Annotated in this window: 19 protein-coding genes; 8 read left to right on the plus strand and 11 right to left on the minus strand. The window is 68.5% G+C overall.

Features of this window, described 5'->3' with window-relative positions; translation table 11 throughout:
* The first annotated feature begins 11 nt into the window (after nt 1-11).
* Nucleotides 12-689 (plus strand): response regulator transcription factor, encoded by a 678-nt coding sequence (locus tag CR919_RS08595; RefSeq protein ID WP_099819648.1) that lies wholly within the window; start codon nt 12-14, stop codon nt 687-689.
* A gap of 9 nt (nt 690-698) precedes the next feature.
* Here CR919_RS08595 and CR919_RS08600 read toward each other — a convergent pair whose 3' ends face one another.
* Complete coding sequence (locus CR919_RS08600; RefSeq protein ID WP_099819649.1) at nt 699-1,088, minus strand: DUF6165 family protein; 390 nt, start codon at nt 1,086-1,088, stop codon at nt 699-701.
* Between the two features lie 165 nt (nt 1,089-1,253).
* On the opposite strand from CR919_RS08600, the gene CR919_RS08605 reads away from it, so the two are divergent.
* Nucleotides 1,254-1,952 carry a TorF family putative porin gene (locus CR919_RS08605; RefSeq protein WP_099819650.1) on the plus strand — a complete coding sequence of 233 codons (699 nt, stop codon included), beginning with the start codon at nt 1,254-1,256 and terminating at the stop codon, nt 1,950-1,952.
* Here CR919_RS08605 and CR919_RS08610 read toward each other — a convergent pair.
* On the minus strand, nt 1,949-3,142 hold the full coding sequence (locus tag CR919_RS08610; RefSeq protein WP_099819651.1) for an MFS transporter: 1,194 nt from the start codon (nt 3,140-3,142) through the stop codon (nt 1,949-1,951). The genes CR919_RS08605 and CR919_RS08610 overlap by 4 nt on opposite strands.
* A gap of 100 nt (nt 3,143-3,242) precedes the next feature.
* Here CR919_RS08610 and CR919_RS08615 point away from each other — a divergent pair, with 100 nt between their 5' ends.
* On the plus strand, nt 3,243-4,130 hold the full coding sequence (locus CR919_RS08615) for a LysR family transcriptional regulator (protein WP_099819652.1): 888 nt from the start codon (nt 3,243-3,245) through the stop codon (nt 4,128-4,130).
* On the opposite strand, the gene CR919_RS08620 is transcribed toward CR919_RS08615, so the two are convergent.
* On the minus strand, nt 4,099-4,566 hold the full coding sequence (locus tag CR919_RS08620; protein WP_099819653.1) for a DUF1456 family protein: 468 nt from the start codon (nt 4,564-4,566) through the stop codon (nt 4,099-4,101). The genes CR919_RS08615 and CR919_RS08620 overlap by 32 nt on opposite strands.
* Nucleotides 4,567-4,651: 85 nt before the next feature.
* Here CR919_RS08620 and CR919_RS08625 point away from each other — a divergent pair, with 85 nt between their 5' ends.
* Nucleotides 4,652-5,146, plus strand: coding sequence for a hypothetical protein (locus tag CR919_RS08625; RefSeq protein WP_099819654.1), 495 nt, complete (start codon nt 4,652-4,654; stop codon nt 5,144-5,146).
* An 88-nt stretch (nt 5,147-5,234) separates the two neighbouring features.
* Nucleotides 5,235-5,987: an SDR family NAD(P)-dependent oxidoreductase gene (locus CR919_RS08630; RefSeq protein ID WP_089241353.1), complete on the plus strand. Its 753-nt coding sequence runs from the start codon at nt 5,235-5,237 to the stop codon at nt 5,985-5,987.
* A gap of 132 nt (nt 5,988-6,119) precedes the next feature.
* On the opposite strand, the gene CR919_RS08635 is transcribed toward CR919_RS08630, so the two are convergent.
* The 4 genes from CR919_RS08635 to CR919_RS08650 all read right to left on the minus strand — a co-directional run bounded on the left by CR919_RS08635 (nt 6,120) and on the right by CR919_RS08650 (nt 10,245).
* Nucleotides 6,120-7,016, minus strand: coding sequence for an SPOR domain-containing protein (locus CR919_RS08635; RefSeq protein WP_099819655.1), 897 nt, complete (start codon nt 7,014-7,016; stop codon nt 6,120-6,122).
* A 21-nt stretch (nt 7,017-7,037) separates the two neighbouring features.
* On the minus strand, nt 7,038-8,726 hold the full coding sequence (gene argS / locus CR919_RS08640; protein ID WP_099819656.1) for an arginine--tRNA ligase: 1,689 nt from the start codon (nt 8,724-8,726) through the stop codon (nt 7,038-7,040).
* 116 nt (nt 8,727-8,842) lie between these two features.
* Entirely contained in the window at nt 8,843-9,547 is a 705-nt protein-coding gene (radC, locus tag CR919_RS08645) for a DNA repair protein RadC (RefSeq protein WP_099819657.1), read from the minus strand.
* A gap of 71 nt (nt 9,548-9,618) precedes the next feature.
* Entirely contained in the window at nt 9,619-10,245 is a 627-nt protein-coding gene (locus tag CR919_RS08650; protein WP_099819658.1) for a response regulator transcription factor, read from the minus strand.
* A 224-nt stretch (nt 10,246-10,469) separates the two neighbouring features.
* Here CR919_RS08650 and coaBC point away from each other — a divergent pair, with 224 nt between their 5' ends.
* Genes coaBC through CR919_RS08665 form a run of 3 tightly spaced genes read left to right on the plus strand, consistent with a single transcriptional unit; the run spans nt 10,470 to nt 14,578 of the window.
* A complete protein-coding gene (gene coaBC, locus CR919_RS08655; RefSeq protein ID WP_099819659.1) occupies nt 10,470-11,732 on the plus strand; it encodes a bifunctional phosphopantothenoylcysteine decarboxylase/phosphopantothenate--cysteine ligase CoaBC in 1,263 nt (420 codons plus the stop codon).
* Nucleotides 11,729-12,217, plus strand: a complete 489-nt coding sequence (gene dut, locus CR919_RS08660; protein WP_099819660.1) for a dUTP diphosphatase — start codon at nt 11,729-11,731, stop codon at nt 12,215-12,217. Before coaBC ends, dut begins: the two co-directional genes overlap by 4 nt.
* Nucleotides 12,218-12,229: 12 nt before the next feature.
* Nucleotides 12,230-14,578, plus strand: a complete 2,349-nt coding sequence (locus CR919_RS08665) for a phosphomannomutase/phosphoglucomutase (RefSeq protein ID WP_099819661.1) — start codon at nt 12,230-12,232, stop codon at nt 14,576-14,578.
* Between the two features lie 326 nt (nt 14,579-14,904).
* On the opposite strand, the gene CR919_RS08670 is transcribed toward CR919_RS08665, so the two are convergent.
* Genes CR919_RS08670 through kdpB form a run of 4 tightly spaced genes read right to left on the minus strand, consistent with a single transcriptional unit; the run spans nt 14,905 to nt 21,012 of the window.
* Complete coding sequence (locus CR919_RS08670) at nt 14,905-15,618, minus strand: response regulator transcription factor (RefSeq protein ID WP_099819662.1); 714 nt, start codon at nt 15,616-15,618, stop codon at nt 14,905-14,907.
* Nucleotides 15,599-18,259 (minus strand): sensor histidine kinase KdpD, encoded by a 2,661-nt coding sequence (locus CR919_RS08675; RefSeq protein WP_099819663.1) that lies wholly within the window; start codon nt 18,257-18,259, stop codon nt 15,599-15,601. Before CR919_RS08675 ends, CR919_RS08670 begins: the two co-directional genes overlap by 20 nt.
* A gap of 51 nt (nt 18,260-18,310) precedes the next feature.
* Complete coding sequence (kdpC, locus tag CR919_RS08680) at nt 18,311-18,955, minus strand: potassium-transporting ATPase subunit KdpC (protein WP_099819664.1); 645 nt, start codon at nt 18,953-18,955, stop codon at nt 18,311-18,313.
* Complete coding sequence (kdpB, locus tag CR919_RS08685; RefSeq protein ID WP_099819665.1) at nt 18,952-21,012, minus strand: potassium-transporting ATPase subunit KdpB; 2,061 nt, start codon at nt 21,010-21,012, stop codon at nt 18,952-18,954. Before kdpB ends, kdpC begins: the two co-directional genes overlap by 4 nt.
* Between the last annotated feature and the right edge of the window lie 6 nt (nt 21,013-21,018).

Raw genomic sequence — 21,018 nt, forward strand, 5'->3', positions numbered from 1 at the left:
GATACACCGCGATGCCGCCCGTCCTCCCACCGCTGCTCCCCGATCGGCCGCGCCGCCTGGCACTGCTGGATCCGCATCCGGTGCTGCGGCTGGGGGTGGAGGTGTTGCTGCGCCAGCACAGCGGCGTGCACGTGCGCGGCAGCTACGCCAACGAACGTGACCTGTTGGAACTGCTGGAGAGCGAACCGGGCAGCGTTGACCTGCTGCTGATCGATGCGCTGCCGCTGGGCGATCTTGGCGACGGCCTGCAGCTGCTGCGCCGGTTGTCCCGGCGCTGGCCCAGCGTGCCGATACTGGTGCTGTCGGCACACTGCAATGCCAGCACCGTGGCCACGACGATGCAGGCCGGTGCACGCGGCTTCCTGTCCAAGGCGACCACGCCGGAAATGCTGCTGCGCGCGGTGGACGTGGTGGCCCGCGGGGGGCGTTTCGTGCCCCCGGATCTGCGCACGCAGCTGAATCGATCACGCTCGCGGCGCATGTCGGCGCCCAGCCTGACGCCACTGAGCCGGCGTGAACGCGAAGTGCTGGGGCTGCTACTGCAAGGCTGCAGCACCGGTGAAGTGGCGCGGCGCTTCCAGCGCTCGGCCAGCACCATCAGCACGCAGAAGAAAGCGGCCTACCAGAAGCTGGGCATCCGCAGCGATGTCGAACTGTTCCGCATCCGCCACCTGCTGGAGTGTGGCTGACGGGCGCGCTTACTCGCCCTGGTACTGCTTTTCCTCGACCAGCGCCGAACCGGCGACACGGTTGATCTCGTTCTTCACCTGCACGCGTTCGCCGTTGGTGCCGTACACGCCGCGCGCCAGCTGGATGAACGCCTCGTCGAACACCTGCGCCGCTTCCTTGTCGCGCAGCTGGTCCTGGATCTCCCACATGCGCTCGTTGATGGCCTTCAGCTGCGTCTTCAGCGCGGCCAGTGCCGGCTGTGCCTCAAGCTGCTGCTGCAGCAGCGGCAGCAGGCCATCAAGTTCGGTGCGCACGTTGGCCAGCTTGGTCGCATCGTCGATGCGCTCGGCCTTGATCTCGAGAATGGTGATCTTGTCGATCAGCTCGCCGATCGATACCGGGGTCAGGATGGCGTCCACGTGGTTGGTTCCTGGAAATAGGCCTGCATGATACCGCGCTCGTTGCGGCGCGGATTTACGCTGAATTTGCGCTGGCGCGGCGGCATCGCCATCGAACCGTTACGGCCATGCCGTCGACACTGCCGTCCCGGCGGACCGACCGCCTTCGACGAGGAAGTGAGTGCAGTGAAGAGCAAGGGGATGATCGTGGCCAGCGCGGCCGCACTGGCGGGGCTGCTGTGCGCCGGCAGCGTGCAGGCGCAGGTGCAGGTGAGTGGCACGGCGGCATTGACCAGCGACTATGTCTGGCGCGGCAGCTCGCAGAGCGACGGCGATCCGGCCGCGCAGGTGGGGGCAAAGGTGACGGTGGGTTCGGGCTGGTATGCCAGCGCATGGGGCTCGAATGTCTCGTTCACGCCGGACAATGGTGCACGCAGCGAGTTCGATCTCGTCGCCGGCTGGTCGGGCGCACTGTCGCCGGACTGGAGCCTGGATGCGAACCTCACCCGTTATGTCTATCCGGGTACCGGTCGCGCACTGGACTGGACCGAACTCAATGTCACCACCACCTGGAAGCAACGCGCCTGGCTGCAGGTTGCCCACTCCAACGATGCCCTGGCCGGCGGCCGTCGCGGCACCTACGCGCAGCTGGGCGTGCGGGTGCCGCTGAACGAGCGCGTGCGCCTGGAAGCAGCGGTGGGGCAGTACTGGCTGGCCACCGCGCAGGGGCCGGACTACCTGCATGGCCAGCTCAGTGCCATCGCCACGTTGACGCCGGCCTGGGAACTGCGCGCCACCGTGCATGACACCGACGGCGGCGCCAAGCGGCTGTTCCCGGGTAATGCCGGTGGACGCTGGGAGCTGGCGCTGCAGGGCAGCTTCTAGTCGGCCGATGCTGCCTGGCGGGTGCGCCAGGCAGAGGGCAGCCACACCAGCAGGGCCAGTACCGCCACCGCGGTACCGGCCACGCACACACCGGTCCAGCCGAAGCGCTGGTAGACCTGCGCCGACAGCAGCGAGCCCAGCGAGCCGCCGATGAAGTAGCCGGTCATGTAACCGGCATTGAGGCGGTTGCGGGCCTCCGGCTGCAGCGCGTAGATCAGGTTCTGGTTGCTGACATGCAGCAGCTGCGCGGCCAGGTCCAGCACCACCACGCCGACCAGCAGTGCCAGCAGCGAGTGCGCCGACAGCCCGAGCGGCAGCCAGGACAGCAACAACAGCAGCAGCGCAATGGCCGTGGCCCGGCCGCTCTGGCCACGGTCGGACATGCGCCCGGCCAGACCGGCAGCCAGGGTACCGGCGGCACCGACCAGCCCGAACAGGCCGATGGTGGCGTCACTGTAGGCATAGGGTGGCTGCGCCAGCAGGAAGGCCAACGGCGTCCAGAAGATCGCGAACATCGCAAAGCTGCAGGCACCGAGCAGTGTGCGCTGGCGCAGCACCGGTTCCTGCAGGAACAGCGTGCCGATCGAGCGCAGCAACGCGAAATAGCCCAGCCCGGCGGTGTGGTGGAAGCGCGGCAGGCCGCGCTGCAGGGCCAGTGCGGTCAGTACCAGCGTACCTGCGGCGATCGCATAGACCAGGCGCCAGTCGCCCAGGCTCGACAGCAGCCCGGCCACGGTGCGTGCCAGCAGGATGCCCAGCAGCAGTCCGCTCATCAGGGTGCCGACCACGCGGCCGCGATGCTCGGGTGCCGCCAGGGTTGCGGCGAACGGCACCAGTACCTGCGCCACCACCGAGAACAACCCGGTGATCGCGGTCCCGGCCAGCAGCCACGGCAACGACGGCGCGCACGCGCTGATCACCAGTCCGCTGGCCGACAACAACGTCATCACCACGATCAGCCGGCGGCGCTCGAACAGATCACCCAACGGCACCAGCAGGATGAGGCCGGCGGCGTAGCTCAACTGGGCAGCGGTGACCACCATGCCGACCTGGCCGAACGGCACGCCGAAGGCATCGGCGATGGTATGCAGCAATGGCTGCGCGTAGTAGTTGCTGGCTACCGCGACGCCGGTGGCGACCGCCATCAGCAGGATCTGCCAGCGCTGCAGGGGAGGAAGGGAAGGGGACACGCGATGTTCCGTTGAAGCAGGGCAGCACAGTGTCCGCCTGCTGCAGGCATGATGGAAATGAATCATCATCATCCCTGTCATCTGGAATTGAGATACCGGCGTGAACCTCAAGCAGCTCGAATTCGCCGTGGCCCTGGCTGAAGAGGGCAACTTCACCCGTGCGGCCGCGCGCTGCCACGTGGTGCAGTCCGCCTTGAGCCACCAGATCGCCCATCTGGAGCAGGAGCTGGGCACCGTGTTGTTCGAGCGACTGCCGCGCCAGGTGCGCGCTACGGCCGCGGGCGAAGCGTTGCTGGTGCATGCGCGGCAGGTGCTGGCCAGCCTGCGCCACCTGCGTGCCGACGTCGCTGCCGTCAGTGGTGAGGTGCGCGGGCTGCTGGCGATCGGGCAGATATCGTCGCTGACCGGCATCGACGTGGTGGCGTTGCTGGCGGGCTTCCAGCAGCAGCACCCGCAGGTCGAATTCCAACTGCGGGTGGACAAGAGCGAGACCCTGCTGGAGCAGGTGCAGTCACGTGCATTGGACGTGGCGCTGGTGGGGCTGGCACCGTCGGCCGATCTTGAAGGCGTCTGCCACCAGATGCTGCAGGAAGAGGATCTGGTGGCCGTACTGTCACCGCAGCATCGGCTGGCCACGCACCGCCGGTTGCCGTTGGCGGCGCTGCAGGATGAGGCCCTGGTCGATTTCCCGCGGGGTACCGGCGCGCGCCGGCAGACCGATGATGCGTTCGCCGCAGCGGGCCTGCCGCATCAGGTGCGTTTCGAGGTCAATCTGATGGAACTGGTCGAGCGCTTCGTCCGCCACGGCCTGGCGGTGGGCATCGTGCCGGTGCTGATCGCCGACGGTTTCGAAGGGGTGGTGCAGGTGCCTCTGCAACCGACCCCGACCCGGCGCGTACATCTGGTCTGGCAGCGCCTGCCGACGCCAGCCGCACGCGCCTTCGTCGATGCCGTGCTCAGCCGCGCAGGCGCAGGCTCAGGCCCTTGAGGAAGTTGCGCAGCATCTGGTCCAGACAGCGCCGATAGTTCTTGTGGCCGGGCTGGCGGAACAGCGCGCCGAGTTCGGATTTGGAGACAGTGAAGCCGATGCTGGTGAAGATCTCCATCATGTCGACGTCGCGCAGCTGGAAGGCCACGCGCAGCTTCTTCAGCACCAGGTTGTTGTCGATGCGGGTTTCCACCGCGCGCGGCGCCTGGCCCTCATCCTGACCGCGCAGGTGCAGGATCAGGCCATCGAGGAAGTGCGCCAGCGCACTGTCGCTCATCGGCTGGAAGCCCGGCTCGTCTTCACGCAGCAGCCAGGCCTTGGCCTGCTCGATATCCACCTCGAACGCCGGATCGGCCATCTGGCACAGGGTCACCACGTGATGGTCGCCGAGGTCCAGGGAGTAGCGCACGCTGCGCAGCACATCATTATTGATCATGGCCCATTGTAGCGGCCCGGCGGCTGTAACCGGACTGTCACCGGATTGCAGCATCGTGAGCGCTGTTCTGCAGGGATTCCCTTCGATGCGCCGGTACCTCCTCTCCCTCCTGCTGGTCGCCAGCAGCTTTGCCGCCACCGCCCAGGACCGCTACGTCCCCGTGGAGCAGCGTCTCAGCGCGGCCCAGCTGGCCGAAGTGGGCCTGGACGCGACCCAGCTGCAGACCCTGAACCGCTTGCTGCGCGAGGCCGAAGCATCTACGCCCGCCGCCGCCCGGGCGCCGGTTACCGCCAGCACCGGCGCGCCGCTGCCGGCCAACGTTCCCGCCCCGGCGGCGATGCACCTGGGCCTGGAAGAGGGCCCGGTCAGCGCCCGCGTGGTCGGCGACGTTGCGGGCTGGGAACCGGGCACGGTGTTCACCCTCGACAACGGCCAGCAGTGGCAGGTGATGAAGGGCCAGATGAAGCTGCGCAAGACCCTGCAGGCGCCGCAGATCGAAGTGATCCCGGGTATCGCCGGGCGCTGGTTCCTGCAGGTTGACGAAGACCTGCCGAAGGCACGCGTGTTCCGCCTGCGCTGACTGCGCGCACCGCAGCGGGCCGATCAGGCAACGCAGGCGTGGACCGAGGGTGCCAGAATGGCGGTCTGGTTTCCCACGGAGTTGTCTGATGACCCGAACCGTCCTGATTACCGGCGCCACTTCCGGCTTCGGCGCCGCTGCCGTCCACCGCTTCGCCCAGGCGGGCTGGAAAGTGATCGCCACCGGCCGTCGCAGCGAACGCCTGCAGCCGCTGGTCGAGCGTTACGGCAAGGAGGTGGTGCACGCGGCCGTGTTCGACGTGCGTGATCCGATCGCCATGGAAGCGGCGCTGCTGGCACTGCCGCCGGCCTTTGGCGACATCGACCTGCTGGTCAACAATGCCGGTCTCGCCCAGGGCACCGCGCCGGCGCAGAGCGCCAGCCTGAAGGACTGGACGACGATGATCGACACCAACATCACCGCGCTGGTCACCCTGACCCATCGCCTGTTGCCGCAGCTGGTGGAGCGCAAGGGCGCCATCATCAACATTTCGTCGGTGGCCGGTGTCTATCCGTATCCGGGCGGCAACGCCTATGGCGGTACCAAGGCCTTCGTCAGCCAGTTCTCGCTGGGCCTGCGCTCGGACCTGCACGGTACCGGCGTACGGGTGACCACCATCGAGCCGGGCATGGCCGAAACCGAGTTCACCGTGGTCCGCACCCATGGCGACCAGGTCGCCTCGGACAAGCTGTACACCGGCGCCAATCCGATGACCGCCGAGGACATCGCCGAGCAGATCTTCTGGGTAGCGAGCCTGCCGCCGCACCTGAACATCAATCGCCTGGAACTGATGCCGGTCAGCCAGTCGTTTGCCGGCTTCCAGGTTGCCCGCGAGGGCTGATCCGCGCCCAGGATGCGTTCTGTAGAGCCGAGCCGATGCTCGGCTTGATGGGCGATCAGCCGAGCGTGGGCTCGGCTCTACAGGCAAAAAAAAGCCGGGCAACGCCCGGCTTTTTCATTCATGCCCGCAGACTTACTGCGCCTTGATCGCCATCGCCTGCAGGCCGGTGCCATCCAGCTTCTGCTTGGCTTCGGAAAGCTCACCGGCGCTGCCATAGGGCCCCATGCGTACGCGGTACACGGTCTTGCCGTTGATCTGCGCCGACTCAACGCGTGCAGCCAGGCCCATCATCGCCAGCTTGGCCTTGGTCGCTTCAGCATCACCGGAAGCGCCGAATGCACCTGCCTGCAGGATGTAGCGGGCATTGTCGGCCGGTGCCGGGGCTGCCGCAGCGCTGGCGGCGGCCGGCGCGGCTGGCGCGGCTTCGCTGCGTGCCGCAGGCGCGGCGGCAACGGTGCTGGCCGGCGCAGTGGTGCCGGCTGCTGGCGTCGCTGCTGCTGGGCGTTCACTTACCGGGGTCGGCAGCGGACGGCTGGTGGCGGTCACCGGCGCGGTGCTGGCAACGCTCGCCGTCGCCGCAGGTGCGGCGGCCGCAACCGCCGGCACCGGCTTGCCTTCCAGGGCGGCCTGCGCGCGCTGCGCTTCGGCCTTGGCCCGGCGCTGGTCTTCGGCACGCGCGCTGGCGGCCAGTTCGGCGTCGGACATTTCAACTTCCTTGCCCGGCAGCAGGGTGTAGAAGTCGTACTGGGTGGCGGCCGGCTTTTCCGGTTCGGCCGGTTTCGGCGTGGCCGGCTGCGTGGCCGGCTGGGTGCCGACATCGCTTTCGCCATCGGCCACCGGCGCCGGCTGCGCGTTCGGGTTCGGCTGCGGACCGGCGCGCAGGAAGCCATCACCCTCGCCCTTGAACAGGTTCGGCGCCGCCAGGAACACCACGGCGGCGATCGCCACGCCGGCAACCAGCCACACCCATCCGGGCGTGCCTTGGCTGCTGTTGCGCCGAGCCTGTGTCTTGCCGCGTCGTGCTGCCATGTCTACTGCGTCTCCTGAGACTTACATTTTTTCCGGGGCGGAAACGCCCAGGAGGTCGAGGCCGTTGGCCAGTACCTGGCGCGCTGCGCAGGCCAGGGTCAACTTGGCATTGCGATCGGTCGCGTCGTCCACCAGTACCGGCGTCCCGTGATACCACGTGTGGAACGCGTGCGCCAATTCGCGCAGGTACTGCGCGACCAGGTGCGGCTCCAGCGCCACGCCGGCCGCTTCCACCACTTCCGGATAACGCGAGATCTCGTTCATCAGGGCCAGCGATGCGTCATCGGCCAGACGGCCCAGGTTGGACAGGCCGGTACCCTGTTCGTAGACCAGACCCTTCTCCTGCGCCTGGCGCAGCAGGCTGCAGACGCGGGCATGGGCGTACTGCACGTAGAACACCGGGTTGTCGTTGCTCTGCTGGCGGGCCAGGTCGATGTCGAAGGTCAGCTGCGAATCGGGCTTGCGCGCGATCAGGAACCAGCGGGTCGCGTCGCGGCCGGCTTCTTCGATCAGGTCGCGCAGGGTGAAGTAGCTGCCGGCACGCTTGGACAGCTTCACTTCCTCGCCGCCGCGCATGACGGTGACCATCTGGTGCAGCACGTATTCCGGCCAGCCCTGCGGGATGCCCACTTCCATTGCCTGCAGGCCGGCACGCACGCGCGCCAGCGAACCGTGGTGGTCCGCGCCCAGCTCGGTGATCGCGCGCTCGTAGCCGCGCTGCCACTTCGACAGGTGGTAGGCCACGTCCGGCACGAAGTAGGTGAAGGTGCCGTCGGACTTGCGCATCACGCGGTCCTTGTCGTCACCGAAGTCGGTGCTGCGCAGCCACAGCGCGCCGCCTTCTTCATAGGTATGGCCGGACGCCTGCAGCTTGGCCACCGCCTCGGCCACCTTGCCATCGGCGTACAGCGAGCTTTCCAGGAAGTAGATGTCGAAATCCACGCCGAACGCGGCCAGGTCCAGGTTCTGCTCGTTGCGCAGGTAGGCCACGGCGAAGCGACGGATCGCCTGCATGTCGTCCGGGTCCTTGGCACCGACCACCAGGGTGCCTTCCAGGTCGACGCTGGCGCCGGACATGTAGGCGCGGGCCACGTCGGCGATGTAGTCGCCGCGATAGCCGCCTTCCGGCCAGCCTTCCTGGTCCGGAGCGATTCCCTTCACCCGGGCCTGGGTCGACAGCGCCAGATTCTCGATCTGCACGCCGGCATCGTTGTAGTAGAACTCGCGCTTGGCGTTCCAGCCGTTGGCATCGAGCACGCGTGCCACGCAGTCGCCGATGGCCGCAGCGCGGCCGTGGCCGACATGCAGCGGACCGGTCGGGTTGGCCGACACATACTCCACGCCCACCGTGCGGCCATTGCCGGACAGGTTGCGGCCGTAATCGGCGCCTTCCTTGATCACGGTGACGGCTTCACGCTGATACGCGGCCGGTGCCAGGTGGAAATTGATGAAACCGGGGCCGGCGATCTCGACCTTGCTGACGTCTTCGCTGCGCGGCAGCGCCTCGACCAGCGCCTGTGCCAGTGCGCGCGGATTGCTGCGCGCGGCTTTGGCCAGCAGCATCGCGGCGTTGGTGGCGAAGTCGCCATGGTCGCGGGTCTTCGGGCGCTCGACCACGAAGTCCGGCGGCAGGGAGTCGACGGGCAGGGTGCCATTGGCGCGCAAGGCTTCGATGCCTTGGCTGATCAGGGCGCGGAGGAGATTTTTCACGAGGCCTGCTGTGAGAATGAGCGGCGGAATCGCCCATTTTAGCGCAGATGCCGGCCCCAACGCTGACCGTGGCCTGCCTGCCAGGGCAGGTCTGGCCGCCGGCTGCTGCCGGGGGCTCATCCGACCAGGCGGGCCTGCAGTGGTGGTAGAAGGCCTCGTTCAGCAAACGAAACGGGACGCCCCTCGCCCACCACGAAGTGGTCCAGCAGGCGGATGTCGACCAGGGCGAGGGCCCGCTGCAGCTCTTCGGTGATCTGTGCGTCGGCGGCCGAGGGTTCCGGGTCGCCGGAGGGGTGGTTATGGCTGAGGATGACCGCGGCGGCGTTGTGCAGCAGGGCTCTGCGCACCACTTCGCGGGGGTAGACCGGGGCTGCATTGATGGTGCCGGCGAACAGTTCCTCGCAGGCGATCAGGCGGTGGCGGTTGTCCAGGAACAGGACCACGAACAGCTCCCGGGCCTGCCCGCGCAGACGGTGCTGCAGGTAGCGGCCGACGGTCACGGGATTGTTGCCGACCGCTTCGCCCTGCTGCAGTTCAGCGGCCAGGTAGCGGTGGGCCAGTTCCAGCCCTGCGGCCAGCGTGCAGCTGCGCGCCGGCCCCAACCCAGGCAGTTTCGACAGTTCGCGGGCGGGGCGGTCCAGCAGCACCCGCAGGGGACCGTGGGCGAGCAACAGGTCGCGCGCGGTCTGCACCGCGTCCCGGCCGCCAAAGCCGGAACCCAGGAACAGGGCCAGCAGTTCGGCATCGGACAGCGACGTGGGCCCGCGGGCCAGCAGCTTTTCGCGGGGACGCTCTTCTTCGGGCCATTCATGGATGGGCATGGCACCCATCATGGCGGTCCTCGTCGACCGCTCCCATAAGCCCTTGCCACATCTGTGGGTCGGCCAAATCCTCAGTCGCGCCGGGTCTGCAGGTAGTCGTACAGCTCCTGGTTGCTCTGCAGGCCAAGCTTGCGCATGGCTTCGGCCTTCTGCCGGCTGATCGTCTTCGGGCTGCGACCGCTGCGGTCGGCGATGGCATTGATGTTCAGGCCGTCGGTCAGCAGTTGCAGCACTTCCAGTTCGCGTGCCGACAACGCAGCCGGTGGATGCGGAAACAGCAGATCGCGGGCCTGCAGGTGGCGCCGCAGCTGATCGGAAACGAACACCTGCCCCGCCATGGCGGCATGCAGGGCCTGCGGTAGTTCGGCGAAGTCGGCGCTCTTGTCGACCAGGCCGTGTACGCCATCGCGTAGCAGGCCATCGAGCAGGCCCGGGTGCCGGGCCCCGGTCAGCACCACCACGGGAAGGTCGGGATGGCGTTGCCGCAGCACGGCCAGCAGTGCGGGACCGTCCGGGCCGGGGCCGGGCATGGACAGGTCGGTGAGTACGGCGTGGCAGGGCTGCTGCAGCAGCAGCTGCAGCAATCCGGCACCGTCGGCAGCGGCACCGGCCACATCCATCTGGTGACGCTCAAGCACGATTCGGATGCCGTGCAGTACGACCGGATGGTCGTCGGCAATGATGATGCGCGGTTGCACGGGGAACTCCTGGGAAATCGAACGGCACACCGAGGTGGCCAGTGACGATTCTGCAAAGCGGGGACGCGAAGAGGTATAGGAAAGTTCCGAAACGGCGTGCAGCAAACCCGGAAAACTCCGTGGGGGCTGTCCATGTGCTGATAGCCGCCCGCTATGTGCTGCGTGCACCGGGACGTTGCTGGCCTTCGGGTAAGCTAACGCCCTCGTTTGCACAGGAATTCCAGGTGGCTGATTCTCCCAACGCTTCCCCGACGCGGATCCGCGCGCTGGAAGGCCAGAAACTGCTCTTGTGTGTCGGCGGCGGAATCGCGGCCTACAAGGCCCTGGAGCTGGTTCGACGCCTGCGTGATGCCGGTGCGCTGATGCAGGTGGCGATGACGGCCGGCGCCCAGCAGTTCGTCACGCCGCTCAGCTTCCAGGCCCTTTCCGGCCAGCCGACCCGCACCACGCTGTGGGACAGCGCCGCCGAACAGGCCATGGGCCACATTGAACTGGCACGCTGGGCCGATCGCATCGTGATCGCGCCAGGCACCGCCGACCTGCTGGCACGCCTGGCCCAGGGCCACGCCGACGACCTGGTCAGCACCCTGTGCCTGGCCAGCACCGCGCCGCTGACCGTGTGCCCGGCGATGAACCATCGGATGTGGCTGCATCCGGCCACCCAGGCCAATATCGCCCTGCTGCGCCAGCGTGGCGCGCAGGTGATCGGTCCGGTCGATGGGCCGCTGGCCGAAGGCGAGTCCGGCCCCGGCCGTCTGGCCGAGCCAGGCGACATCGTCGCCGCCCTGGCTGCCAACGGCACTGCTGCTGCCGCCACTGCGGCGCCGGAAACGCGCGCGCTGCAGGGCCTGCGCCTGCTGATCAGCGCCGGCCCGACCTATGAAGACATCGATCCGGTGCGTTATGTGGGCAACCGCAGCAGCGGCAAGATGGGCTACGCGCTGGCCGCCGCTGCCGCCGGGCTGGGTGCCCAGGTGGTGCTGGTCAGCGGGCCGGTGCAGCTGCCGACGCCGCCCGGCGTGCAGCGCATCGATGTGCGCTCTGCCGCGCAGATGCGCGAGGCGGTACTGAATGCGCTGCCGGCCGACATCTACATCGGTGCTGCCGCCGTTTCCGATTACACCCCGCGCCAGGTGGCCGCGCAGAAGCTGAAGAAGACCGCCGACAGCCAGTCGCTGGTGATCGAGCTGGTGCGCACCCCGGACATCCTCGCCGAGGTTGCCGCGCAGACGCAGTCGTTGAAGCTGGTGGTCGGCTTTGCCGCCGAGACCCACGACGTGGAGAAATATGCGCGCGGCAAGCTGGTCGACAAGCGCCTGGACCTGGTGATCGCCAACCAGGTGGGCATCAGCGGCGGCGGTTTCGAAAGCGACAACAATGCCGCCACGGCCTTCTGGCAGGATGGCGAACAGGTATTCCCGGCTACTTCCAAGCGCGAGCTGGCCGAACAACTGCTGGCGCTGATCGCGCGGAGGCTTCAGGCATGACCCAGGCAAGCAACACCCCCGGATTCTCCGCGCAACCGTTGCAGGTCAAGCTGCTCGACCCGCGCTTCGGCGACAGCTGGCCGCTGCCGGCCTATGCCACCGAAGCCAGCGCCGGCATGGACCTGCGCGCGGCGCTGGAAACTGCGCTGACCCTGCAGCCGGGCGATACCGCACTGGTCGCCAGCGGGCTGGCCATCCATATCGCCGATCCGCATCTGTGTGCGGTGATCCTGCCGCGTTCGGGCCTGGGCCACCGCCATGGCATCGTGCTCGGCAACGGCACCGGCCTGATCGACGCCGACTACCAGGGGCCGCTGCTGATCAGTGTCTGGAACCGTGGCCGCGAGGCCTTCACCATCGAGCCGGGCGATCGCATCGCGCAGCTGGTGGTCGTGCCGATTGCCCGCGTCAGCCTGCAGGTGGTGGATACTTTCACCGACAGCGTGCGGGGAACGGGTGGATTCGGCCATACCGGGGTGCGTTGACAGGGGACATCGATGAGCGGCATCGGGGAAGCACAACGGGGAAAGTCGTTGGGACGGAGCGCGCCCTTGCTGGGCGTGCTGCTGGTACTGCTGGCTGGCTGGTTCGGCTGGAGCGCGGTACAGCAGTGGCGGCAGGCGGCCAGCGGGGACGCACTGGAACAGGCGCGCGACCAGGCTGTGCAAGGGCTGCAGCAGGCCGCCGCCGGCCAGCTGCAGCAGCTGCAGCAGCAGTTGAAGGGCGACCGCGTCCAGCAGGCGCTGCAGGCCGGTGATGCCGCCGGCGCCGCGCTGGCGCTGCGGGAAAGCTGGACCGGCGTCGAGCAGGTGGAGGTGCTGGGCGCTGACCTGGCCGCGGGCTACGCCGATGCGGCCACCTTTGGATACGCACGCCTGGCCCTGCTGGAATCGGCGCTGGCCGACGGCAAGCCAACCCTGCGCGTGGTCCGCGATGGCGGCGGCAACCGCCTGGGTCTGGCCGCGCCGGTACAGCTGGCCGGTGTCGGGCCGGCGGTGGTGTATGTGCGCCAGCCGCTGCTGCGGTTGACCGCACCGCTGGACCAGGTGCAGGCCCCCGGCAACGGTTTCCTGGCGCTGCGCCAGGGAGCACACAACATCGTGGCGCAGGGCGATACCGGCCTGTCCGAGAGCGCTGAAGCAATCGCGCGCCCGGTCGCCGGAACCCCGCTGCGACTGGCCGCCGGGGTGCCCAATGTGGAAGCCGGCCCGCTCGGGTTGGGTGCCCTGGCCAGCGCGATTGTCGCCCTGCTGCTGGCCTTCATCGCGGTACTGCTGGTGGTAGGCCGTGGCCGACTGCCGAAGTCACTGCCGCTGCCGAGCCGGCGCAGCGCGGTGGCCGACGCCGATCACGGCCCGACCCTGCGTGAAAGCCTGCAGATGGCCCCGCCAACGGTAGCCGGCGAGGCGGCGGCCGAGGCTGCGCCGCCGCCGCCGCCACCGGTTCCCGCCGAGGAACTGGCTGCGGGCATCTTCCGTGCCTACGACATCCGCGGCGTGGTCGGCAGCGAACTGACGCCGCGTACCGCCGCGCTGATCGGCCAGGCCATCGGCACCGTCGCCCTTGAGCAGGGTCTGCGCGAGCTCGTGATCGGTCGCGACGGGCGCCTGTCCGGTCCCGAACTGTCGGCCGGTCTGGCCGAAGGCCTGCGGCGAGCCGGCTGTGCGGTGATCGATATCGGCCTGGCGCCGACCCCGGTGGTGTATTTCGCGGCCTTCCATCTGCGCACGGGTACCTGTGTAGCGGTCACCGGCAGCCACAATCCGCCGGACTACAACGGTTTCAAGATCGTCATCGGGGGGGAGACCCTCTCCGGCGATGCGATCACCGACCTTTACCAGCGCATTGTCGAAGGCCGTCTGGTGCAGGCCGCGGAACCGGGTGACTACCAGCAGCGCGAGGTCGCCGCCGACTACATCCAGCGTATTGCCGATGATGTGCAGCTGGACCGCCCGTTGAAGGTCGTCGCCGACGCGGGCAACGGCGTGGCCGGTGCCTTCGCGCCGCAGCTGCTGGAAGCGATCGGCGCTGAAGTCATCCCCTTGTACTGCGATGTCGACGGCACCTTCCCCAACCACCACCCCGATCCCAGCGAACCGGCCAACCTGGAAGATCTGGTGCAGACGGTCAAGCGCTTCGGTGCCGACCTCGGCGTGGCGTTCGATGGTGATGGCGATCGCCTTGGCGTGGTCACCGGTGAAGGCAAGATCATCTACGCCGACCGTCTGCTGATGCTGTTCGCCGCCGATGTGCTGATGCGCAACCCGGGCGCGATGGTGATCTACGACGTGAAGTGCACGGGCAAGTTGTCCGATCACGTGCTGCGCAATGGCGGCAGCCCGTTGATGTGGAAGACCGGGCACTCGCTGATGAAGGCGAAGATGCGCGAGACCGACGCCGAACTGGCGGGCGAGATGAGCGGCCACTTCTTCTTCAAGGAACGCTGGTTCGGCTTCGACGATGGCCTGTACGCCGCCGCGCGCCTGCTGGAGATACTGGCCCAGCGCGAAGAAACACCTGACGAGGTGCTGTCCGAACTGCCGGAAATGGTGGCAACGCCGGAGCTGAAGGTGCCGGTGGCCGAGGGAACCCCGCATGCGCTGGTGGCGATGCTGGTGGCCGCTGCGCAGTCGCCGGACAATCCCTATGTCGGCGGTCGCCTGTCGACCATCGACGGCCTGCGGGTGGACTTCGCCGACGGCTGGGGCCTGGTGCGCGCGTCCAACACCACGCCGGCGCTGGTGCTGCGCTTCGAAGGCAACGACGAAGCGGCACTGGAGCGCATCCAGGCGCTGTTCCGCAGCCAGCTGCAGCCGGTGCTGGGCGACACCCCGCTGGGATTCTGAGGTGGCGCCGGGCTGCGCCCGGCACCCGCCGAATCCACGTCAACGTCAAATTCAACCGCTGGCTTCCTGCGGGATGGCGGGGTGGGTCCGGTTGCGGGGGCCGCTGCAAGTACGTCCATGTAAGCTCGGTCGCCGCATCCATGCGGCTCACGCCCCCGCAACCGGACCCACCCCGCCTTCGACGGATTTCCGGCTGCTCTTGGTAGGTGTCGACCTTGGTCGACACAGTAGATCCACGCCATGCGTGGATGCGCTTCGATGGATGTCCATCCACGCATGGCGTGGATCTACGTGTCTGGTGGGTGCCGACCGTTGGTCGGCACGCCTCACCCCTTGAACCGCAACCCCACGCCCGGTTCGGTGAACAGGTAGCGTGAATCCAGCGCCGAGTCGCCCAGCTTGTGCCGCAGCTTGCCGACCAGGATGCGCAGGTAGTGGGTGTCGTGCTGGTGGGTGGGTCCCCAGATTTCCTGCAGGATCTGCGGCTGGGTCACCACCCGCCCGGCATTGCGCAGCAGCAGCGACAGCAGCGCGTACTCCTTGCGGGTCAACGCCACCAGCTCGCCGTCGATCGCCACTTCGCGGCGCACCAGGTCCACGTGCAGGTGGCCATCGTCGAACACCGGCGGCGTGCCATCGGTCGGCACGCTGCGTGTGCGCAGCAGCGCCCGCACCCGCGCCATCAGCTCCTGGGTACCGAAGGGTTTGGTCACGTAGTCGTTGGCGCCGTTGTCCAGTGCACGCACCTTCTCGGTTTCACCGGCACGCACGGTCAGCATGATCACCGGCACCTGGCTCCACTGCCGCAGCTGCTCCAGCACCTCGTGGCCTTCCATGTCCGGCAGGCCGATATCCAGGATCACCAGGTCCATGTCCTCGCTGGCGGCCATCTGCAGGCCTTCCTGGCCACTCGCGGCCTGGCGCACCTGGTAGCCCTGCGCGCGCAGGCTGATGTCCAGGAACCGGCGGATCTGGGTTTCATCGTCGATCACCAGCACGCGCGGGGCCGGCGCGCAGGCATCAGTCGGGGTCGGACTCATCGTGGGAGGCTGGCTTGAGCAGGGGCAGGGTGATGCGGATCAGGGTACCGCGACCGTCGCGCCCGGGCAGCGCCTGCACGCTGCCGCCATGCGCGCCGATCATGCCCTGGCAGATGGTCAGGCCGAGGCCGGTGCCGTGGCGGCCGCGGTCGCCGCGTTCGACGCTGTAGAACATGTCGAAGATGCGCGCGCGCTCGTCGTCGGGAATGCCGGGGCCGGCATCGATCACGTCGATGCGCAGCTGACCGTCCAGTTCGCGCGCCAGCACCTGCACGGCGGCATCGGCTGGCGAGAACTTGGCAGCGTTCTCCATCACATTGAACACCGCCTGCTCGACCAGTGCCGGATGCACCCAGATCGGCGCCAGCGTCGCCGGGATATCCAGCTCCAGGCGTACCTTTGGCTGGTAGCGCTGCAGGCGGCGGGCGGCAGAGCCAATCAGCTCATCCACGCCTATCCAGTCGCGGTTGATCTTCAGGCCCTCGTGGCCGAGCCGGGTCATGTCCAGCAGGTTCTGGATGTAGCGGTCCAGGCGTTCGCCTTCGATCAGGATGGTGTCCAGCAAGGCGCGGCGGTCGGCCAGATCCATCGCCGCGCCGTAGCTGGCCAGGCTGTCGGCCGAGCCGATCATCGCCGCCAGTGGCGAACGCAGGTCGTGCGACACCGAGGAGAGCAGGGCAGAGCGCAGCCGTTCGGTCTCGTTGCTGACGTGCGCCTGTTCCAGCTCGGCCACCAGGCGCGTGCGCAAGGCGGCCTGGGCGATGTCATCAACCATCGCTTCGGCCAGTTGGCGCTGTTCGGGCAGCAGCCGCGCCTGCGCACCCGGCAGGTACAGGCCGGCCACGCCGATCGCACGGTCCTCGCCGTCCAACAGCGGCAGGAACCACCATTGCGCGCCAGCGAGGGTATCGGTGAAGCGGCCACTGGGCTGGCCATGGCGCAGGGCCCAGTCGGCCGCTGCCAGGTCGGTATCACCGGGCAGGTGACGGCCACCGGCGGCGATATCGGCGCCGATCCGCAGCCATGCCGGAACATCCATGGCCTGTTCCAGCGCATGCCGGCCGGCCTGTGCCACTTCACCGTTGCCGGCTGCGCTGGCCAGCTGCCGGCCCAGTTGCTGGCGCGCACGCGCATGGCGGTTGGCCGCGCGCAGGGCGATCACCTGCATGCGCAGGCGCGACGCCAGGCGTCCGGCAACCAGTGCCGCCGCCAGGAACAGGAACACGGTGATCACGCCCTGCCGTGCGCCGATGGCGAAGGTGAAGCGTGGCGCGATGAACAGGAAGTTGTAGGCGAGGAAACACAGGATCGCCGCCATCACCGCGACGCTGGCGCGGGTACGCGCGGCTACCACCACAACGGCCACGATGAACACCATCGACAGATCGGCCATGCCCACCCAGCGTTCGGCCAGCCACGCCACCAGGCAGGCCAGCGCAGTAGCCAACAGCGCCTGCAACGGCTCGTGGCTGATCCCACGCATCGGTGGCAGCAGGCCTTCACGACGGGAACGCGCCCGCGCCTGCGGCGTGCTGATGATGGTGATCTCGTAGTGCGCGCCGCGCTGGATCAGCTGCTGGGTCAGGGTGCGGTTGAACATCCGCGCCAGTGGTCGCTCGCGGGTGCGGCCCAGTACCAGGGTCGATACGCCGTTGTGCGCGGCGTGGTCGAGCAATGCATCGGCGATGCTTGAACCGTGCAGCAGCTCGGCTTCGCCACCCAGGCGGCGGGCCAGCGCGAACGCCGCATCGATCTCGCGCCGGGTTGCTTCGTCCTGGCGGCGACCCTGCACCGTCACCACCGTCCACGGTGCATCGCGGCGTTCGGCGATGCGTCGCGCCACCCGCACCAGATATTCACTCTGACCGCCGCCATCGATCGCCACCAGCACGCCGCGACGCAGCGGCAGATTGCTCTCACCGCGGGCCGCACGGGCCTCGCGCAGGCTGCTGTCGACGCGGTCGGCCGCTTCCTGCATCGCCAGTTCGCGCAATGCAGTCAGGTTGGCTGGCGAGAAAAACGCCTGCAGTGCCTGTGCGGCCTGCTCGGGCACGTACACCTTGCCCTGCTGCAGGCGCGCGATGAGTTCGCGTGGCGGCAGATCGACCAGCACGATGTCGTGCAGGCGGTCGAGCACGCCGTCGGGCACGGTCTCACTGACGCGCACGCCGGTGATGCGCATTACCACATCGTTGAGGCTTTCCAGATGCTGGATGTTGACCGTGGTCCAGACGTCGATGCCGGCGTCCAGCAGTTCCATCACGTCCTGCCAGCGCCGTTCATGGCGGCTGCCCGGCGCATTGCGGTGGGCCAGTTCGTCCACCAGCACCAGCGCCGGCCTGCGTGCCAGCACGGCGTCCAGGTCCATCTCCTGCAGGTCGTGGCCATGGTAGGCCACATCCTTCAGCGGCAGCCGTGGCAGGCCTTCCAGCAGGGCCTGGGTATCGGCACGGCCGTGGGTCTCCACCAGCCCGACCACCAGGTCCACGCCACGGCGCAGCTGTTCCTGCGCGCGGGTCAGCATCGCGTAGGTCTTGCCTACGCCGGGCGCAGCGCCGAGGAACACGGTGAGCTTGCCACCGGCTTCGCGTTGCAGGCCTTCCACCAGGGCATTGGCCTGGCGGGTCCGCAGATCAGTCATGGGAGCCGCTGTCATGGCCGCCATTGTGCGCGCAGCGGGTGCAGCCCTGCATCACGGCGCGCGTGCCGCGTGGTCCAGGGCGAAGTTCAGTGTCACCACGTTCACCCGTGGCTGGCCGAACACGCCCCATTGCCGGCCCTGCGTGTTGGCCTTCACCAGCGCCTGCACGCGCTCCACCGGCAGGCCTCGTGCACGCGCCACGCGTGCCACCTGCAGCTGTGCTGCCGCCGGCGACAGCTGCGGATCGAGGCCACCGCCGGACTGGGTGACCAGATCGGCAGGTACCTGCGCAGGCGCTACGCCTTCGCGCGCGGCCACTGCCGCAGTGCTCGCCGCCACGCGTTCGGCCAGCGCTGGGTTGCTGCGAGCCAGGTTGGAACCGGCCGCCGCCATCGGGTCGTAGTTGGCCGCCGACGGCCGCGCCTGGAAGTAGCCATCGCCGGTGAACGGCTGCGACAGCCATGCCGAAGCACGCACCTGGCCGCTGCCATCACGCAGCAGGCTGCCTTCGGCCTGCGTCGGGAAGGACAGGCCGGCGAATCCGGTGGCGATGCCGGCGTAGACCGCACCGGCCAGCAGCAGGGTAGCCACGCCCAGGCCGATGGCCGGGCGCCAGCTGGCACCATCCTGCAGCGTCGCCACGCGTGCCTCGCGCTTCAGCTCGCGGGAAAGGGAAGGGGAGTCAGAACGGTTCATGCGCCGAATACCAGGACAAGAAGAAGGTCGATCAACTTGATCGCCGCGAACGGCAGCAGCACGCCGCCCAGGCCGTAAACCAGCATGTTCCGGCGCAGCAGCGCCGTTGCGGTGGCCGGGCGGAAGCGCACACCGCGCAACGCCAGCGGAATCAGGGCGGGAATCACCAGGGCATTGAAGATCAGCGCCGCCAGCACCGCATTGCGCGGGCTCGACAGCTGCATCACGTTCAACGCGGCCATCGCAGGCACGGTGGCGGCAAACAACGCCGGCAGGATCGCGAAGTACTTGGATACGTCGTTGGCCAGCGAGAACGTGGTCAGCGCGCCGCGGGTGATCAGCTGCTGCTTGCCCACCTCCACCACCGCCAGCAGCTTGGCCGGATCCGAATCCAGGTCGACCATGTTGCCGGCCTCCTTGGCCGCCTGCGTGCCCGAGTTCATCGCCAGGCCGATGTCGGCCTGGGCCAGCGCCGGCGCATCGTTGGTACCGTCGCCGACCATCGCCACCAGGCGGCCACCGGCCTGCTCGGCACGGATGCGTGCCAGCTTGTCCTCCGGCCGCGCCTCGGCGATGTAGTCGTCCACACCGGCTTCGGCGGCAATCGCGGCGGCCGTCAGCGGGTTGTCACCGGTGATCATCACCGTGCGGATGCCCATCGCCCGCAGCTGCGCGAACTTCTCGCGCATGCCGTGCTTGACCACGTCCGACAGCTCGATCACGCCCAGCACATGGCGGCCCTCGGCCACCACCAGCGGCGTAGCACCGTTGCGTGCGACCTGGTCCACGCGACCGGCCAGTTCCGCCGGTACGCTGCCGCCGAGCGCCTGCACATGGGCGCGGATCGCATCGGCAGCGCCCTTGCGGATCTGCCGACCGTGCAGCAGGTCGACACCGGACATGCGGGTCTGCGCACTGAAGGCCAGGTAGTCGGCCTGGTCCGGCTCAGCGGTGGTGCAGCCCTGCTCGCGCGCCAGGCGCACGATCGACTTGCCTTCCGGGGTCGGGTCGGCCAGCGAAGAGAGCAGTGCCGCCTCACGCAGCTGGTCGGCGTCGATCCCGGCCAGTGCATGGAAGTGGCTGGCCTGGCGGTCGCCGTAGGTGATGGTGCCGGTCTTGTCGAGCAGCAGCACGTCGACGTCACCGGCCACTTCCACCGCCTTGCCCGACTTGGCCAGTACGTTGGCGGCCAGCGCACGGTTCATGCCGGCGATGCCGATGGCCGGCAGCAGGCCACCGATGGTGGTCGGGATCAGGCACACCAGCAGCGCGATCAGCAGCAGCGGATCCACCTTGACGCCCACCGAAGCACCGATCGCCGGCAGCGTCGCCACCACCACCAGGAAGGTCAGCGTCATCGCCGCCAGCAACAGGGTCAGCGCGATTTCATTCGGCGTCTTCTGCCGGTTGGCGCCTTCCACCAGCGCGATCATCCGGTCCAGGAAGCTGTGCCCCGGCTCGGCGGTGATGCGCACGACGATCTGGTCGGACAGCACCTTGGTGCCGCCGATCACGCCGGAGCGATCCGTACCCGCCTCGCGCAGCACCGGTGCCGACTCGCCGGTCACCGCTGCTTCGTTGATGGTGGCCAGGCCCTGCACGATCTCGCCGTCGGCCGGTACCAGCTCGCCGGCACTGACGATCACGTGGTCACCGGGGCGCAGTTCGGCGGCCGGCACCTGGGTTTCGCTGGCACCGGCCTGCGCCGACGCCAGGCGACGCGCCACCAGGTCCTGGCGGGCGCGGCGCAGCGAGGCGGCCTGGCCACGGCCACGTGCTTCGGCCACGGCCTCGGCGAAATTGCCGAACAGCACGGTGACCAGCAGGATCGCCGTCACCGCCAGGCCGAAGCCCAGTGGCGCATTGCCGGTGAGGGTGATGATCGCGGCGACGATCGTGCCGGCCATCACCACCGCCATCACCGGGCTGCGCACCAGGTGCATCGGCGACAGCTTGCGGACGGCCTCGACGAGCGCGCGGCGCAGGCCGGCGGCATCGAGCAGGGCCGGGCGGGACGCCACGGAAGAGGAACGGTTTGCGGTTGCGTGACTACTCATGGGGGT

It is taken from the genome of Stenotrophomonas sp. LMG 10879, from assembly GCF_002750935.1.
In the GTDB taxonomy this organism is placed as follows: domain Bacteria; phylum Pseudomonadota; class Gammaproteobacteria; order Xanthomonadales; family Xanthomonadaceae; genus Stenotrophomonas; species Stenotrophomonas lactitubi_B.